Here is a 17,183-nt window from a genome sequence, read left to right as displayed (position 1 = left end):
TGAATCGCACTAATACAAGCGATTTCGCTAAGCAAGTTGCCACAGGCGGATGTCTTCAGCAATGCCTTTCAAATGCACGATACCTAGCTGTTTGGTGCCATTGGGCATATTTGGCAAATCATTCACTACGTCCTGACTGATCAGCATTTGGGAGCCATATTCTTTGTTAAGTTGCTCAATACGAGCAGCCTGTATCACAACTTTACCCGTAATATTGTATTGCTGACGGTTATCCGTCCCGATATTGCCAACAACGGCGTCACCCGACTGGATACCAATGCCAATGGATGTAGGTGGAATAAGTTGCGTCCGGCTAGCATCCTCAACGGCTTGCAGAATAACCAGGCCAGCCTTAACGGCCTGTTCTGCCGGGTTATCGAGCGCAAGTGGAGCGCCAAAGGTAATCATGCACCCATCGCCCAGAAACTGATTAACAATACCGCCGTACTCCTGCACCACCTTGGCCACCAAGCCAAAAAAGGCACTTTGATAGGCAATGACGTCTTCGGGCGAGTGGGTATCCGCATAGATGGTGAAGTTCCGGATATCCAGAAACATAATGCTGACTTTACTATGTCGGGGCGCCAGCACGCCGTTCTGGTCGAGAATAGCCTGCACAACTTCGGGCGATACCTGCTGGCCAAACAATGTCCGGATCTGTTCATTGGCTTCCATTCGCTGGATAGATAGCTGAACACTCAGGCTAATCTGGCGGGCAACATAGGCCGCCAGTCCCCCCGTTATCAGCATAATTATTGATTTCACTACGTAGGGGAAGGCGCTGCTAAGAAAAAAAGTAATTTCCGTAAAGTGGGCTGCTCCGGCGGGGGATTTCGCCAGCAAATAACGGCTCAACAGGTAATATTCAAGCCCGGCTAATCCGCCGGTCCAGAGCGATACGGCGATGCTTAGCCGAAGCGTCGATAGCACGATAAATACAAAATACAGATACGTAATGGGCGACAATAGCATCAGAATCGGCTGCCCAAACGATTGACTGCTGATATACAAGACGACCGTCAGAGCCGTGATTTCGACCGTAGCATTCCCGAATTTAGCCATATAGGGCAAGCCCCGTACGTACCGGCTGATTGTCCCCAACATCCGCCATATACCGAATTCGTAGAGCAACATACCGCCCATATAGATGGCGATGGAGCGCGTAGTTGTTTCGTGGCCCGGCAGGTCGTCAATCGACCGGGAGAAGAAGTGGATAATGACGCCATAGAGCACAAAACCCAGGCTGAACAGGACAACCAGAACACCCGCCCGCTGGCGCTCACGCCGAAAATCTTCCTGTTCAAATTCATACTGAAACGACGTAATTGCCTCTTTCTGTCGATTAGGAAGCCAGTTCATAAGTATACCGCTGATGCGTAGTGATTCGCAGTCCTATAATAGTGTAAAAATCAGCCAGAATTGAGCCATCGGCTACGTTACTGGCAAAATAAGTTTAACCTTCTTGTCTAGAAGGGCAACCCATTTAACCGTTTTTGTTTCGTTTACCAGTCTATAGGAAGGTATTGAAAGAGGATATATCTGGTATACGTATCAAAAAATGAGGCAAAATTCCGCCGGGTCGAATCAGTAGAATTCAGCCTTATGTTGGGTTTACTATCATTAGCCTGCTGATTGGCTTTTACAAAAACTGCTTAGAAACCCCTACCCGTTCGTTATGGCATTTTCACGTTCCATTTCCCGCAACCAGTTTCTCAAAACCAGCGCTCTTGCCCTGACCTTACCGCTGCTGAACAAAGTCGATGCCTGGGCTAAACCAATAAAAAATGTTGGTTTACAACTCTACACGGTACGTAATGAAATGGCGAAAGATGTAGAGGGAACGCTTAGAAAAATAGCGCAGATCGGCTACACGGAGATTGAAACGGGCAATTATTTCGGCAAAACACCTAAAGAATGCAAGGCATTTTTGAGTGGTATGGGCCTGCGTGCACCCAGTGGTCTCTACATGACAACCGTCATGAAAAAGGATTGGAACAAGACCGTCGATCAGGCGGTTGAGGGCGGGCAGTCTTTTATGGGATGTGCTTATTTAACCCCGGATGAGCGTAAAACAATTGACGATTATAAAAAGATTGCAGAGTTGTTCAACCGGTCGGCTGAGGTTTGCAAAAAAGCAGGCATCCAATTTATGCACCACAATCACGATTTCGAGTTTCAGCCACTGGAGGGACAGGTTCCTTACGATATTATTTTAAAAGAAACTGACCCTAAACTCGTTAAGCTGGAATTAGATGTCTACTGGGCAACCAAAGCTGGGCAGGACCCGGTAGCGCTGTTCAACCAGCATCCGGGGCGTTTCCCCATTGTTCATCTGAAGGACATGGAAAAAACACCCGACCGGGCCTTCGCTCCGGTGGGCACCGGCTCCATTGATTTTCAGCGTATTCTGGATGCCCGTAAAATTGCTGGCATTGAACACTACTACGTGGAACAGGACGTTTGCAAAATTCCCCCGCTGGAAGCCATCGCCATCAGCTTTCAGAACGTTAAAAAATTGAGTGTTTGATCATTTTTTAACGTTCTGATATTACAGCTTTCGATTGGCAATCGCTTTGTTGATTACGTTCATCGTGGACGCTTGCTGCTGCTGCACAAAGGCCATAGCGTTGGCCACTTTTTTCTTTGCTCCGGCATAGTCCTGATGGATTAACCGTAACTGCTTTGTCCAGTCGGCGGCTGATGATTGATCGACCTGAAACAGCCAGTCTGGCAACCCAATATCGCGAAACATCCAGGCTTTCCGTCCGTGCGAGGGTGGCCAGGCATGCATGACCGGTACGCCCAGGGTCACACCCATAATGAGCGAGTGCGGTTCCATCCCAAACAGGCTATGCGCCCGAGCGTATACGGACATGGCTTCGTCGGCGTTCCAGAACGTGTCGCGCCAGACAACGTTTGCCTGCACATCGGCGGGCAACTGATCGTACAGAAACGTTTTGGCGGGCTCAATTTCTTTGGTCACTTCGGGCGCTAACAGCACCTTTAGCCCCGTTTCGCGGACCCATTTCGTAATCATCTCCCGAATTTTCGCCATGCGAGATCGGTCCTCTTCCTGCCAGTCCGCAGGCGATTTGCCCAGATCAATGGCATTAGGTCTTCGGTTAGCGTAGGGCGTATTGGTGAGGATCACCACGGCCAGGAATTTCTGGGCTTCCAACCCTGCTTTTTTCAGATACGCGAGTCCTTTTTCTTCATCTCGTACGTTGATACCGAAACAACCGTCCGGTCCAAACTCAAGTACGGGTGTCCGAAACTCATTCTCTTTCAGAAACTTGAGTGATTCGCCATCCCGGCAGTACACGAACGCAGCCTGACTTAATACGTTCCGATACGCATACATCGAGGGAAAATCGAACCGGTCGAATGATTGGCCGTAAATGCCAAACGGAATGTTGTTTTCAGCACAATAGATGTACGGCGTCAGGCTCGACATATTTCCGCCCCAGTCTTTGCCATACAAGCCAAAGTTCATGGCCATACCCGAGTTGAAGATGAACATATCAGCCCGTTCGAATGCTTCTTTGATCTCTCCCTCGAATGGCTTCCCTGACTCATAGAACTTCCCTCGAATGACGCGTACCTTCGGGAAATTCCGGCTAATTAATTTCTCCGTTTCGGGCCGTGGATCGGTATGCCAGAGTAGAATTTCGGCATTAAGAACGTACTGCGCTAACAAGCGAATCGTGCCGGGCGTGTGTCCCTGATCGCCAATATTGCCATCTCCCCAGGATGATCTCAGAATGATAACCGGGTTCTTCCCTGGCTCAACAATAGAGCTTCTTTCTGACAACAGAAACGACTCCGTCGGCCTTACGACACTCGCCGACGATACGGCTGTCAACTTAATAAAATCCCGTCTGGATGGCATCGGTTTAGAGCGAAATCAGGTTTTTCTTCACTACGTTCATCGTTTCCCGTTGCCGCTGTTCAACGAACTTTTTCGCTTTCGCTACGTTCCTTTTCGCGGTTTTGGGATCTTTGGCCATCGCCAGCACTGCCGGAACAATTCGGGCAACATCGCTCGGTGTATCCATATCGAAGAGCCAGTCGCCCAGACCAATATCCCGCCACATATACCCTTTGCTCGTCTGCTCATCGAACCGACAAACAATGGCCGGAATGTCATTGGCGATGCACATGATGGGTGAATGCATTTCGAGTCCAAACAAGCCTGCCGATCGGACATACGTACTGATGGCCTCGTCGGTCAGCCAGTAATGATCGCGCCAGACTATTTTCGCTTTCACATCATCCGGCAGCGGATCGTAGAGCATTTCCTTGCCGATCCTGACCTGGGTTTCGTTCTCAGGAACCAGCAAGACTTTCATCGGCGTCTGCCGGACAACGGCAATGATCGCTTCGCGGATGGGGGCGTTGTCATGCTCTTTCATCTGCTCGTTTCGGGCATGTTTCGCGTCATTTACGGCTAGCTTTTTCTGCGGGAGCTCCCACCAGGGTGTAAATCGCAACTGCGGAATGGCACACATAAACTTGCCATCTTCCAGGCCATGCTCTTTTAAAAAGGCGATGGCAGCAGCGTCGTTTTTTACATCGACCGCAAATGCGCCATCGGGACAAAACTCCATTATAGGGCAATTGACACCCTCCTTCTGGGCAAACGCCAGCGAAACCGAGTCCCGGAAATAGGCAAACCGAGCCTTGCTGAGCAGATCAATATCGACGGGATTCACCTGTTGCCGTTCGTTCGGAAGTCCATATACGCCGGGGAACGTAATGCCATAGATGCCATACGGTTTGCCGGTTTCCTTACGCCAGCGCTCTACATCGTTGCGGGCTACCAAAGACGGACCAGAACCGTGCAGCAGAAAAACGCATTCCGCAAAAGCCCGATTGATTTCATCAGGGGTCCGAATGATCGGTACGTTCGGAAAGCGCTTTTTCAGCATTTGCTCAACGCCATTGTCAACATTAGATGGCCACAAGCGTACGTCAACGTCGGGCAGATATTTTTCCAGTAGCGTCAGTACGCCGGGCGTGTGGCCAATATCTCCGATGTTTTCTGTCTGCCACGACGAGCGAAGAATGATGGATTTTCTAGCTACAACTGGTTGCGCCAAAGTGGGTATACTTGCCAACAGCCCAACCAGCGCGGGGAATTGGTTCAGGAACGTTCTACGATCTTGCACAGGCTCAGACGGAGATTATGTTCTTTTTCACTAAACCCATCGTTTCCCGTTGCTGCTGCTCAACAAATTTCCGGCCTTTGGCGGCTTTTGCTTTGGCCGCTTTGGGGTCTTTGGCCATGGCCAGCACCGTTGGGACGTAGCGGGCAATGTCCTGTTCATTGTCCATATCGAAGAGCCAGTCGCCCAGGCCAATGTCTTTCCACATAACGCCTTTACTGGTCTGCTCGGCAAAACGACCAACTATAGCCGGAATGCCATTCCCGATGCACATAATGGGCGAGTGCATTTCAAGCCCAAACAAGCCCGCCGAACGGATATACGTACTGACAGCTTCGTCGGTAATCCAGTAATGGTCGCGCCAGACGACTTTGGGTTTTACATCGTCGGGTAGCTTATCAAACAAAATCTCTTTGCCCAGTTTTACCTGCGTCTCATCTTCCGGGCAGATCAGAATTTTCATGGGCGTCTGCCGAACAATGGCAATAATAGCTTCCCGAAGCGGGGCGTTGTCATGCTCTTTCATGGCCTGATTTCGAGCGTCACGTGTTGCATCGAAGGGCGTTTTTTTACTGGGGATCTCCCAATACGGCGTAAATCGGGTGCGGGGAATGACACACATAAACTTGCCTTCTTCCAGGCCGTGTTCGTTCATGAATGTGATGGCCGCCTGATCATTCCGTAAATCCACGGCGAACGCACCATCAGGGCAATACTCCATAACGGGGCTGGTTACCCCATTGGCTTTCGCAAAGCCCAATGAAATCGAGTCTCGAAAAAGAGCGAAACGCGCTTTGCTCAACAACTCAACATCCAGCGGATTAGCCGTAACAACTGCCTTGGGATCAGGACTGTAGACGCCGGGGAACGTAATACCGTAGATGCCATACGGCTTGGCCGTTTCTTTATGCCAGCGCTCCACATCCTTACGAGCCACCAACGATGGGCCGGACCCATGCAGCAGAAAGACACAGTCGGTAAAAGCCTTTGTAATTTCCTCCGGCGTTTTGATAATCGGTACGTTGGGGAACCGTCGACGTAGTAACTCATCAACGCCATTATCGACGCTGGATGGCCACAGCCGCACCTCCACATCGGGCAAATATTTCTCTAAGAGTGCCAGCACTCCGGGCGTATGGCCAATGTCGCCGATATTGACCGTTTGCCAGGAGGAACGTAGTATAATGGACTTTTTGGCGGCTATCCCAAAAGGAGACACCTGAGCTAAGGCCGGAATGCTCATCAGTAAGCCAATCAAGGAGGGTGTTTGCTTGAGGAAATCTCTGCGGTTAGTCATGATTCGATAGGTTTGATTTACAGTTTTTGGTATTCGGCTTATGGCGTTGCTACGTTAGCTGGCGCGACAATCAACCGACCACCAAAAACCGTATACTGAAATTAATAGCCAGGATTTTGCTTTAGATTTGGGTTAGCATCCATGTCCGCCTGGGGAATGGGCATCAGCACGTGGAAGGGCTGAATCGTGGCATTGCGGGCGAAACTGTTCTCCGCTTTTACCGCGTCGAGCAAGCGACCCGTGCGGACCAGGTCGAAGCGACGCATATTCTCAAAGGTGAATTCTAACCGGCGTTCCAGCCAGACAGCTTCCTTGAACTGCTGATAGGTTAACCCCGTCAGCGCTGTCAGCCCGGCCCGTGTCCGAACTTTGTTCAGGGCCGCATAGGCGTCGGCCGTTGGCCTGTTATTGGCCTCATTTGTCGCTTCTGCATACATCAACAATACGTCCGAATAGCGCAGAATGGGTTTGCTGGTTCCCTCGCTCGATACGGTTTTTGCGGTTTTATCCCACAATTTCTGGTACGACACCGCCTTCGTAAAATCAGGATCAGTAATGGAAAGCGTGGTGGTAACGCCGTTGTAGACATAGGACGTAATGAACGTCACGGCTTTGCGCGTATCTTTGTCCGAGTAGAGATTGAACAGACTCGCGGTAGGGCGGGCAATGCCGGAACCCGTTCCCGGATAAATGGGCGCCGAACGAACCCCGTAGCCGCGGCCGTCGCCGTGACCTTTCACATCGGTGAGGTATTGAATTTCGAAGATGTTCTCTTTCCCACCCCGCGCCGTAAGCGCAAACGCATCGGCAAAATTGGCGTAGAGGTCATACACGCCCAGATCCATGACTTCTTTGGCTTTAGCTGCAGCCTGTGCCCAGTAGGGAGAACCGGCAGTGGTGCCCGCCCGAGTTAGATACACACGCGCCAATATACCTTTCGCAGCTCCCAGCGACGCCCGACCCGATTCGCTGGCTGGGTACGTTTTGGGCAGGACACTTTCGGCCTCTTTTAAATCAGCTTCAATCAGTTCATATACTTTATCGACGGGGTCGCGTGGAACAGCCAAGCCTTCGAGTGACGTGGTTTCTGTGGTTACGATCGGAACGTCGCCATACAGCCGCACCAGGTTAAAGTAATGGAGCGCCCTCAGAAACTTCGCTTCGGCGATATAGCGCTTTTTCAGGCTTTCGTCCATCGGGATACCCGGTAAGCGTCCAATCACCGTGTTCGAGCGGTTAATGCCGTTGTAGGCACCGGCATACTGGGAGATGAAAGTGTTGGACGGCGTGATGTTATACCGCCAGAGCAAGGGTCGGTCGGCAGAGCCCGTCAGAAAGGCGATGGCATCGTCGGTCGTGACCAGATCCAGAAAGGGGTCAGTTCCGCCAATCTGCGCATAACAGGCGCCCACAGCCGCTTTGGCATCTTCAGCCGTTTTGTAGTACGTAACATTGGTGAGGTTGGTAACGGGCGACAGATCTAACTGCGTTTCGCAGCCCGTGAGCGCCAACAACAGAACGAGTATATGAGTAGGTTTCATGATGTAAGGCAGGAGTTAGAATTTCAGATTCAAGCCAACCAGCAGGGTTTTAGCGGCTGGGTAGCCGCCGTAGTCAAGTCCCTGGCTCAATGATGAACTGCCGTAGCGATTCACTTCGGGATCGTAGCCCGTATACTTCGTAATCGTGATCCAGTTCTGAGCCGTTACGTAGATTTTGGCGGACGATATAGCGAGTCGGTCTACCAATCCTCTGGGCAGATTATAGCCCAGCGATATATTTTTAAAGCGTAGATAAGAACCGTCTTCAACGTTAAAACTGGACAGAATACGAGAACCTCCGGCCGCATTCGCGCGGGGAATTTCGTTGCTCGGGTTCGTGGGCGTCCAACGATCCAGCGCTCTGGCCGACTGGTTATTGCCGCCCGTCAGGTTTAGCAGATCGAAGGTTCCGTAGTTCAGAATCTGGTTACCAGAATTACCCTGAACAAAAATATTCAGATCAAATCCCTTGAACGAGAAGGTATTATTAAAGCCACCGAAGAGTTTGGGGTTAGCGTTGCCAATGATCGCCCGGTCGTTGTCATTGATGGTGCCGTCGCCATTCAGGTCCTTGTAGCGAATGTCCCCAGGTTTGGCGGTTTTCTGCGCCGACGCATCTACGTCGGCCTGGTTTTGAAAGATACCATCCACAACCCGTCCGTAGAAATTGCCCAGCGGGCTACCGACCCGCAACAGAATCGGGTTGACGTTCGTCGCGAAAATAACGGCATCCGTACCCGTCGTGAATTCCTGACGACCATCCAGCGTCTGAATTTTATTCTGGTTGAACGTAATGTTGAACTCCGATGTCCAGCGGAAGCCGTCCTTGTCGACGTTGATCGTATTTAAGGACAGCTCAAGCCCTTTGTTCTGGACGCTGCCAATGTTTTTCAGGGTTTGGGAAAAGCCCGATGAGGTGGGCACACCCACATTGAACAGCAGGTCCGACGTTGTTTTGATGTAATAGTCGGCTGTAAACTGGATTCGGTTATTGAGGATTCCCATGTCTATACCCACATCGAATTGGGCATTTCGCTCCCAGCGCAGATCAGGATTGGCAATACTTGAGGTATATGAGCCGGAATTGAGCGTGCCCCCCAGAATATAAGGCGTTGAGCTGATATTGCCCAGGTATCGGTAATTCCCAATTTCCTGGTTGCCCGACAGACCGTAACTCACCCGAAGTTTGGCATCCGAAAGCGCCGTCAGGCTCTTCATCCATTGTTCATTGGCCATTTTCCAGGCCAACGCGCCGGACGGAAAGAAACCGAATTTCTGATTCGGTCCGAACCGGCTGGACCCATCCCGCCGACCCGTCAGGGTGAGCAGAAAGCGATCGTCGAAACCATAATTGATCCGGGCGAGGTACGAAATCAATCGCCAGTCACTCGCTTCCGATGTTGGCGCCACCAGCGTTGAACCGGCGCTCAAATTGTTGTATAGCGCAAAATCATTGGTGAACGTATTGGCATTGGCACCTACTTTTTCTATTCCCAGGCCTTGAATGGTGTACCCCAGCAGCGCATTCAAATTATGTTTTGGAGCGAGTTGCCGGGTATAATTGAGCGTGTTTTCATTGAGCCAGCCAACATTCTGCGTCGTTCCAACGGAAGCGGTTCCTCCCAGGCTGGACCCCGCCAGCGACAACCGGGTGGCGTAACTATTGGATTTTGTCGCCTGCAAATCCGTGCCGAAACTGGTGCGAAAATTCAACCCTTCGATAATGGTATAGTCGAGGTAGGCATTGGCCAGCAGCCGAATCGTGTTATTGCTGTTCGTAATTTCGTTCGCCACCGCCAGCGGATTATCGACACCATAGCCATTGAGCGCACCCGTATTTTTATAATAGCTTCCGTCTGCATTGTAGATAGGGAAGTTCGGTGCATAACTCAGCGCCGAACTGGTCACCCCTCCCCCATTGTTGCCATCTACATCGGTTTTGGCGTTACTTCCGGTCGTATAAGCTCCCTGAATAGTAAGGCCTGCTTTCAACTTGGATGTCAGGTTGTTATCGAGATTGGCCCGTAGCGTATAGCGTTTGAAGTTGGAGTTGAGAATGATTCCCTGCTGATTGAAATAACCAAAGGAAATCGCGTAGCGCGACTTGTCTGAACCACCCGAAGCTGCAAGCTGATGGCTCTGGATGGGTGCTGCCCGAAATATCTGCGCCTGCCAGTCGGTGCCCTCGCCTAAGGACGACGCCAGCGGCTGATCGGCCGTACTGCCATCAAAATACGGTTTACCGCCCCCATTGACCCGCGCTTCGTTCACAAAATCAGCAAATTGGCGGGCGTTGAGCAGCGGAATTTTCCGCCGGACAGTCTGAACCCCGTAATACGCATCGTAGCTAATGATGGTCTTGCCCGCTTTGCCCCGTTTGGTGGTCACCAGCACGACGCCGTTTGAGCCGCGTGAACCGTAAATAGCGGTAGCTGAGGCATCTTTCAGGATTTCGATGGATTCAATGTCATTGGTATTGATGGAGTTAAGGCCGGTTGTCGGAAAGCCATCGATCACATAAAGTGGGTCGTTACTGGCATTGACGGAGCCCGATCCCCGGATACGTATCGTTGAGTTGCCACCCGGAGCCGCCGAATTTGTCACCACCTGCACCCCGGCAGCCCGCCCCTGCATCGCCCGATCTAACGAAGGAATGGGCGTGGCTTTAATATTCGTTTCACCCACTTTAGCAACGGCCCCCGTCAAATCCGATTTCTTCACGGTTCCATAACCAACTACTACGACTTCGTTCAGTTGCTTATCGTCCACGGCTAACGTAACGTCGATGGACGTGCGGTTACCGATAACAACTTCCTGCGTGGTGTAGCCAATAAAAGACAACACCAGCGTAGTGGTTGCATTGACGTACTGTTCGGGAATGGTAAGCCGGTAATTCCCCTCTCTGTCGGTGATAGTGCCTAAGCGGGTGCCTTTCAACACCACGCTAACACCTGGCAATCCAGCATTATTAGCCCCATCGGTGACCCGGCCCGAAACTGGCCTGTCGGCCACTTCTCTGGCCGGTAGCTGATTGAGCAATTCCTGTTCGTCGCCAGGGATTTCGCCGGATTTGCTACGTCCTGTGGCCGGATTTTTGAACAGCGCAATCTGTTTACCCGACACTTCGTAACTGATGTGCAGGGGCGTAAGCAGTTCGGTCAGGAAATCCTTGAGCGTGCCAGACCGGGAAACAAGTTTCACTTTCTGATCGGCCTGAATTTCTTTGGGGTTATAAATGAACCGAACGTTGGTGCTACGTTCCAGCAACGTCAGGGCACCTTTCAGGTTTGTACTTCCGGTTTTTATCAGGATGTGCTGGTCGAGAACTTCCTGCCCATGCGCCAGGCGAGCCCAGGTGGTACTCACAAACAACACCGCTATCAGAAGTTGCGTAACCGATAGTTTCATGAGCTGGGCGAGGGACGGGTACGTCGTATAAAGTTTATCCATGAGTGAAACGGTTATTTACTCACGGATGGCAACTGAATCGGGCAGATACTGCTTTTTTTTGTAATTATTTTTATAAATAATTCTCAACTATCCCCTGACCTATTCAACTATACCTACTTATTATCACATCCCAGACTGTGAATAACGATCTGACCATCCACAATTTCATAGGTAGCCCGGGATATTCGGCAGATCAGATTCAGCTTTTCGAACAGGGATTCCCCCGTGAGATTGGCGGTAATGAAGCAATTCTTAATCGTCACCGGATCATATAGCACCGGGAGGCCGTAGGTCGTTTCGAGCTGCCTGAACACTTTTTCCATCGGCACGTCGTCAAATACGTATTCGTTGACGGCAACTTTCTGTAAAACAATAGGTTGCGTAACAACAGACTTCACCAACCGATCTTCTTTTTCAATGAACGCCACCTGTTGATTGGCGGTAAGCACCACGCCAACAGATTCATTTTTCTGCGACTGGCGGGCCTGCCGAATATCTTTCCGGGTGTAGACCGACACCCGTCCCGAACGTACTTCCACGGATGCGTTTTTGCCTTCGGTCGTCACCAGAAACGACGTTCCCAACACCTGCGTAGAGATCCGGTCGGCATGAATCCAGAACGGCTTTGTAGGATTTTTGGTCACCTCAAAAAATGCTTTTCCCCTCAGGTAAACTTCCCGGCGATTATCCACAAATTGCTTTGGATACCGTAACGTACTGTTTGGGTAGAGCGTAACGGAACTCCCATCCTGAAGCACAATCCGTTGTGAATCAGCCTTATCATTTTTAAGTTCGGTATAATTTGAAATCAGCACCGGACTGATTCCCTCCAGACCAGCCACGTCCACCGGCTCAGATTTGTCGAAAAAAAACCAGTAACCAATGCCCAGAACGAGTATAACCGATGCAGCTACCCGGAAAGCCAGTGTCGACCAAAGCGGACGTACTGATGTCTTATCCTGCTGAATAATGGCGTTGGCAATATGCGTTAATTCATCGTCGGGCAGAGCCGTGTTTTTTTCTTCCAGCGCATATAGAAAAGCCCTGGCCAGCTGCACTTTCCCGGATGCTTCGGGATGGGTAGCCACCCAGTGAGACCAGAAGGCTTCGCTCTGCGGGTTCCGATGGATGACCCATTGTCGAAACTGTTCGTCGCGCGTAAATTCTTCGACGCTATAGTTCTGGTAGTCGGGATTCATGATGCGTACGTATCTAGCTTGGTAATAGATGGCCAATTGGTGGCTCAGATACCTGTTTTTAGCAATAATTAAAAAGATGTCTCACGGAGCAAAGCAGTCAGCAGGATAAAGCCCACCCAGTTTTCCCGAAATGTTTTGAACGCGGCCTGCAACAGATTCGACACCGACTGGGGGTTAACACCCATGATATCAGCGATTTCGTCCCGTTCCAGATTCTGGTAATAGCGCAGATAAATGACTTCGCGCTGGCGTTTGGGTAGCTGGTTGAGGGCTTCGGCAACCCGGTGAGTCGTCTCGGCTAAACTCTCCTGCTCGATCAATGACCACTCGGGCGAAAACTCAACAAAGTTCAGGTCATTTTCCAGATCAGCGGGCTCGTCTTCGTTGATGATACGTTGCCGATAGCCTTCCCGGATCACCCGTTTCCGTACGGAACTCAACAGGTACGCCCGCACGCTATCCGGTGTGCTGATGCGATCCCGGCGGTTCCAGATTTCGATAAACACTTCCTGCACACAGTCTTTCACGAAATCTTCGTTCCGCACAAACTTGTAGCCGTAATTCTGTAGCGAATTGAAATAGTTAGCCAGCAACTTTCCTAAGGCCAGCTCACTGCCGTTTTTCAGTTGTTGCCAGAGCTGGATATCGGAAGTTGGTGTACTTAAAGGCATGGCTGTAGCGGCAAAAAAGATTCATCTATAGAAGCAGGTGCGGTGAGTCAATTACTGATAATTCAAGTTGCGATATGCTCTTTTACTTCCCGTCGGCATGTAAACATAGCCTTTGCGATCACTTTACACGAGAGGATTGGGAAAGATAACCGGACCCATAATACTGTTCAATTCGCTCGGTTTGGCCGTTTGCATGCTTAACCAGCGATGTTGTTTCAGTGGTACGCCATCGTTGCTGCGGGCGATGGTCCGTCCGAAGCGGTGTCAGACAGTGTACCGGACCGTTATTGGACGTGGCTACGTAACAGACCGACGTACCTGTCGACAACAAGGCCAGCCCCTTGCTATCGCCGTCGAGCTGCACGCCAGCTTCGGTCGGCGGTATGGCCCGAAAGTGTCCTTTGCCGTCGCCTAACAAAAGCGTTCCCCGGCTGGCGTCATACCAGCCAGAATACGTTTCGGGCGCGTATGAATTGCCGACCAGTAATACGTCACGCCAGCCATCGCCGTTGAAATCGTCCGTTTGTATACCAAAAACGGGGGCAATCTGGGCCATAATAGGCAACGCGTGAATGGCAAAATCCGCCACGCCAGACCGCCCATTTCCCTTATTTTCGATATATACGCTTCGCAGTTCGGTAGCTTCCAGCCGAATCGCTCCGGCCCGCTCTTCGTCGGTGAACATCTCGGCGAAGGATTTTTGGGCGTAGGCCTGAAAACTGGTAAACCGTTTTCGGGACAGGGTTGTCATCTGGTCGTTTACTACGTCACGGATGGCTGCCACCTGTTCCGTCCCCTGGAGGTAATACGTCAGGATAGGATCTATCTTTCCGTTTCCGTCAAAATCCTTGCCATACACGCGCAGTGGCTCGGTAGCCGATGCCCTGTATTTGGTATTCAATCCCGTGTTTCCGGCAACGTAGTCAATGTCGCCATCCCGGTCGAAGTCGGCACCGGTAATGGAGTTCCACTGTCCAGCGGGTAACGTGGTGGGCTGAAGCTGGAATCTTGTTTTCAGATTGCGGAACAACGTAATGGGCATAAACTCCCCGGCAAGCATCAGATCAGGCCAGCCGTCGTTGTCGTAATCGGTCCAGAGGGCCGAGCAAATCATGCCCACCTGCCGCAAACCGGGTGCTAACTGATCGGTTACGTCGGTAAATCGGCCGTTATCATTTCGTAATAAGTAGCTCCGTGGAGGATAAGGATAATGGTCTACTTTCACCCGCCCACCCCGAAATAAATCAAGATCGCCATCGTGGTCAAAATCAACCGCCACCACACAGGAGCCCGACGAGGTGGTAGGCGGAAGCATACCCTGCGATCTGGTAAATTTCCCATGCCCGTCATTCAGGTACAGCCGGTCCTGATACACGCTGTTGCTGTCGGGTTGCTGCGTACCACCACTCACTACGTATAAATCGGGGTCGCCATCCGCATCGGCATCGAAAAATAAGGCGCCCATATCTTCGAGCGCATTGGCACCCTGCACCAGCGCCGAAAACTGCCCCGGTTTTGTCTGCAAATAAATGGTGCGCAGCTGGCCGGGATCAGCCCCGATAAAAACATCATCCAGTCCGTTGCCGTCTACATCGGCAATTGCCACCGCCGGACCGTTTTTCGCGTACACCTGAGCAAGCATCGGCGTTCGCTGCCAATCGGACGACAGGGCTTCCTGATGCTGGAACGGAATGCCAATTAAGGCGGCTGGCTGGGTTTTGAAATACGGTTCTCTTACGGGCGGAGGCTGCGGAGACGCAGCCGTTGGTTGATAGGTAATCGTGTGCACCCGATCAGCCTGCAGCAGACCAAGCGTCTGTATTAGGCCATCGGCCCAGCGAATGTCAACCGTTGCCGCACGATGTTTTCCCAGTCCGAAATGAGCCATCGACTCAACCGACGACGTATAGCCACGAACGGGATGGGCCAGCAGCGTTTGCGTAGAACCATCTGGTAACGTCAGGCGGATTTCGGCACCGGAACCGTGCGCATCGGCGGGCAATTTAAAGCGCAGAAAATGGCGCTCAACGGGCTTGCCTGTCTGGTTGGTTTCGTTGCGGTACAGTCCGGCGGGTTCATCGATGTTATTGAAAACCAAATCGAGGTCGCCGTCATTATCGAGGTCGGCATAGGCGGCACCATTTGAGAAATTCAGGTCGCCCAATCCCCAGTCCAGCGATTTATCATCAAACGTCAAATCGCCCGATCGGTCGCCACCGTTATTGCGGTACACGTAGTTGTGCACCTTTATTTCGGGCAGTTTGTAGAGTGCATCCAGAGTTTGCTGGTGCGTAGCGGACAGGCCATAGCGGGAAATTTGCTCGTTGAGGTAAACGACATAATCCAGATTGGTGATGTCGCGCCGATACCCGCTGGAAATGGTCAGGTCTTTCCAGCCATCATTGTCTAGATCAGCGAGCAAGGGTGCCCAACTCCAGTCGGTGCGCGCTACGCCTGCCAACTGGCCAATCTCACTAAACACCGGCGAAGGGATGGCACCGGTTGCCGACGGGCTTGGTTCCCCCTGATTGAGTTGCAGCGTATTGCGAACGTATTCATCCTGATAACCCTGTTGGCGGGCCAGTGTGAAGAAGTCCCAGTTGGTTTTGACAAGCATCATTTTCTGCCGCTCATTCGTTTCCGGCATCATGTCAACCACCATCACATCGGGTCGGTCGTCGTTGTTAACATCCTGAATATCAACCCCCATACTATTGTAACTGGTATGCTTGAAATAATCCGCAGCCCGATCGGTGAACGTACCATCCTGATTATTAATCCAGACGACATCATTCGAGAGAAAATCATTGGCGCAGTACACATCCAGCCAACCATCCTGATTCAGGTCAGCAACGGCCAGCCCCAGCCCATAGCCTTCAGCTACTACCCCAGCCTGCCGGGAAACGTCGGTGAAGTGGGGCAAAGGGTGTGGAGCATGGGGCGTGGAGCTTGATGCATTTGAGGCACGACTTTGCTTTTCGGGGTTTTTCTCCATGCCCTCTGCCCCATACTCCACGCTCCCTGCCCCTTCATTCCGATACAGCCTGTCCGTACTTAAACCGCTGCCATCCAACCGGCGCGGACGGATGCTGTTGCGCCCTGTTTTCTCGAACGCATTGTTCAGTATGTAGCAGTCCAGATCGCCATCGTGGTCATAATCGAAAAAAGCGGCCTGCGTATTCATCCCGCTATCGGCCAGCCCAACCTGTTCTGCTACGTCCCGAAAGGTAGGAATGCCTCCTTTGGCACAAGTCTGGTTCAGGAAAAGCATGTTTTTACGCACCGCCCCTACCGCGTCCGGCCCGGCAACGCTCACGTAAATATCCAGCCAGCCATCCTGATTCACATCAACGACCGAAACTCCCGTACACCAGCGTTTCGTTTGGAGGCCTGCCTGCTGCGTTACGTCCTCGAATCGAAACCCGGTATTTGCCGATGCAGCCGTGTCGATCCGGTTGAGATACAGGCGGCTGGTTACCTTATTACCCGCAAAAAAAAGATCCTGCCAGCCATCGTTATTGAAGTCACCAACCCCAACGCCTGCCCCATTGTACATCGGGTCGTACGTATTGGCATTCAGCGTTTCACCCTCGAATGGCTGGATCTGATTGTTGAAGTTTACGCCCGATTCATCGACCCCGATTTTGGTAAATAAAGGCGGATTATCGGGCGTTGACCGACAGGACGCAAGCAGGCTACTTAACAGCAAAAACAGCAGGAAATTAAGGGGTCGCAGAAGCATACTCGTTAAAAGAAGCAAACGGCTGATTTTATCCCTATTTAGAAAATAAACATTACTTTTCACTGAGTAGTTATTACTATTCTCAGGAATAGTGGTAAATTTAATCTGCCAATAACAC

10 protein-coding genes are annotated in these 17,183 nt (G+C 51.4%); 1 reads left to right on the top strand and 9 read right to left on the bottom strand.

Features of this window, described 5'->3' with window-relative positions:
• Positions 1-27: 27 nt before the first annotated feature.
• On the bottom strand, positions 28-1,359 hold the full coding sequence (locus ACYVEA_RS09180; RefSeq protein ID WP_461113133.1) for an adenylate/guanylate cyclase domain-containing protein: 1,332 nt from the start codon (positions 1,357-1,359) through the stop codon (positions 28-30).
• 316 nt (positions 1,360-1,675) lie between these two features.
• Here ACYVEA_RS09180 and ACYVEA_RS09175 point away from each other — a divergent pair, with 316 nt between their 5' ends.
• Positions 1,676-2,527, top strand: a complete 852-nt coding sequence (locus ACYVEA_RS09175) for a sugar phosphate isomerase/epimerase family protein (RefSeq protein WP_461113132.1) — start codon at positions 1,676-1,678, stop codon at positions 2,525-2,527.
• A 21-nt stretch (positions 2,528-2,548) separates the two neighbouring features.
• Here the strand turns inward: ACYVEA_RS09175 and ACYVEA_RS09170 are convergent, their stop codons facing one another.
• From ACYVEA_RS09170 to ACYVEA_RS09135, 8 genes are all read right to left on the bottom strand, one after another.
• Positions 2,549-3,889, bottom strand: a complete 1,341-nt coding sequence (locus ACYVEA_RS09170) for a polysaccharide pyruvyl transferase family protein (RefSeq protein WP_461113131.1) — start codon at positions 3,887-3,889, stop codon at positions 2,549-2,551.
• 4 nt (positions 3,890-3,893) lie between these two features.
• Positions 3,894-5,168, bottom strand: coding sequence for a polysaccharide pyruvyl transferase family protein (locus ACYVEA_RS09165; RefSeq protein WP_461113130.1), 1,275 nt, complete (start codon positions 5,166-5,168; stop codon positions 3,894-3,896).
• A 4-nt stretch (positions 5,169-5,172) separates the two neighbouring features.
• Complete coding sequence (locus ACYVEA_RS09160) at positions 5,173-6,462, bottom strand: polysaccharide pyruvyl transferase family protein (protein WP_461113129.1); 1,290 nt, start codon at positions 6,460-6,462, stop codon at positions 5,173-5,175.
• A gap of 101 nt (positions 6,463-6,563) precedes the next feature.
• Positions 6,564-8,003: a RagB/SusD family nutrient uptake outer membrane protein gene (locus tag ACYVEA_RS09155; protein WP_461113128.1), complete on the bottom strand. Its 1,440-nt coding sequence runs from the start codon at positions 8,001-8,003 to the stop codon at positions 6,564-6,566.
• Positions 8,004-8,018: 15 nt separating this feature from the next.
• Entirely contained in the window at positions 8,019-11,453 is a 3,435-nt protein-coding gene (locus ACYVEA_RS09150) for a TonB-dependent receptor (protein ID WP_461113127.1), read from the bottom strand.
• 113 nt (positions 11,454-11,566) lie between these two features.
• Positions 11,567-12,652 carry a FecR family protein gene (locus tag ACYVEA_RS09145; protein ID WP_461113126.1) on the bottom strand — a complete coding sequence of 362 codons (1,086 nt, stop codon included), beginning with the start codon at positions 12,650-12,652 and terminating at the stop codon, positions 11,567-11,569.
• 68 nt (positions 12,653-12,720) lie between these two features.
• The gene (locus tag ACYVEA_RS09140; protein ID WP_461113125.1) at positions 12,721-13,323 is read right to left on the bottom strand and encodes an RNA polymerase sigma factor; all 603 of its coding nucleotides are present in this window, start codon (positions 13,321-13,323) and stop codon (positions 12,721-12,723) included.
• Between the two features lie 118 nt (positions 13,324-13,441).
• Positions 13,442-17,065 (bottom strand): VCBS repeat-containing protein, encoded by a 3,624-nt coding sequence (locus tag ACYVEA_RS09135; protein ID WP_461113124.1) that lies wholly within the window; start codon positions 17,063-17,065, stop codon positions 13,442-13,444.
• Between the last annotated feature and the right edge of the window lie 118 nt (positions 17,066-17,183).

The organism is Spirosoma jeollabukense (assembly GCF_054777855.1).
This window is presented reverse-complemented; position numbering and strand designations above follow the sequence as displayed.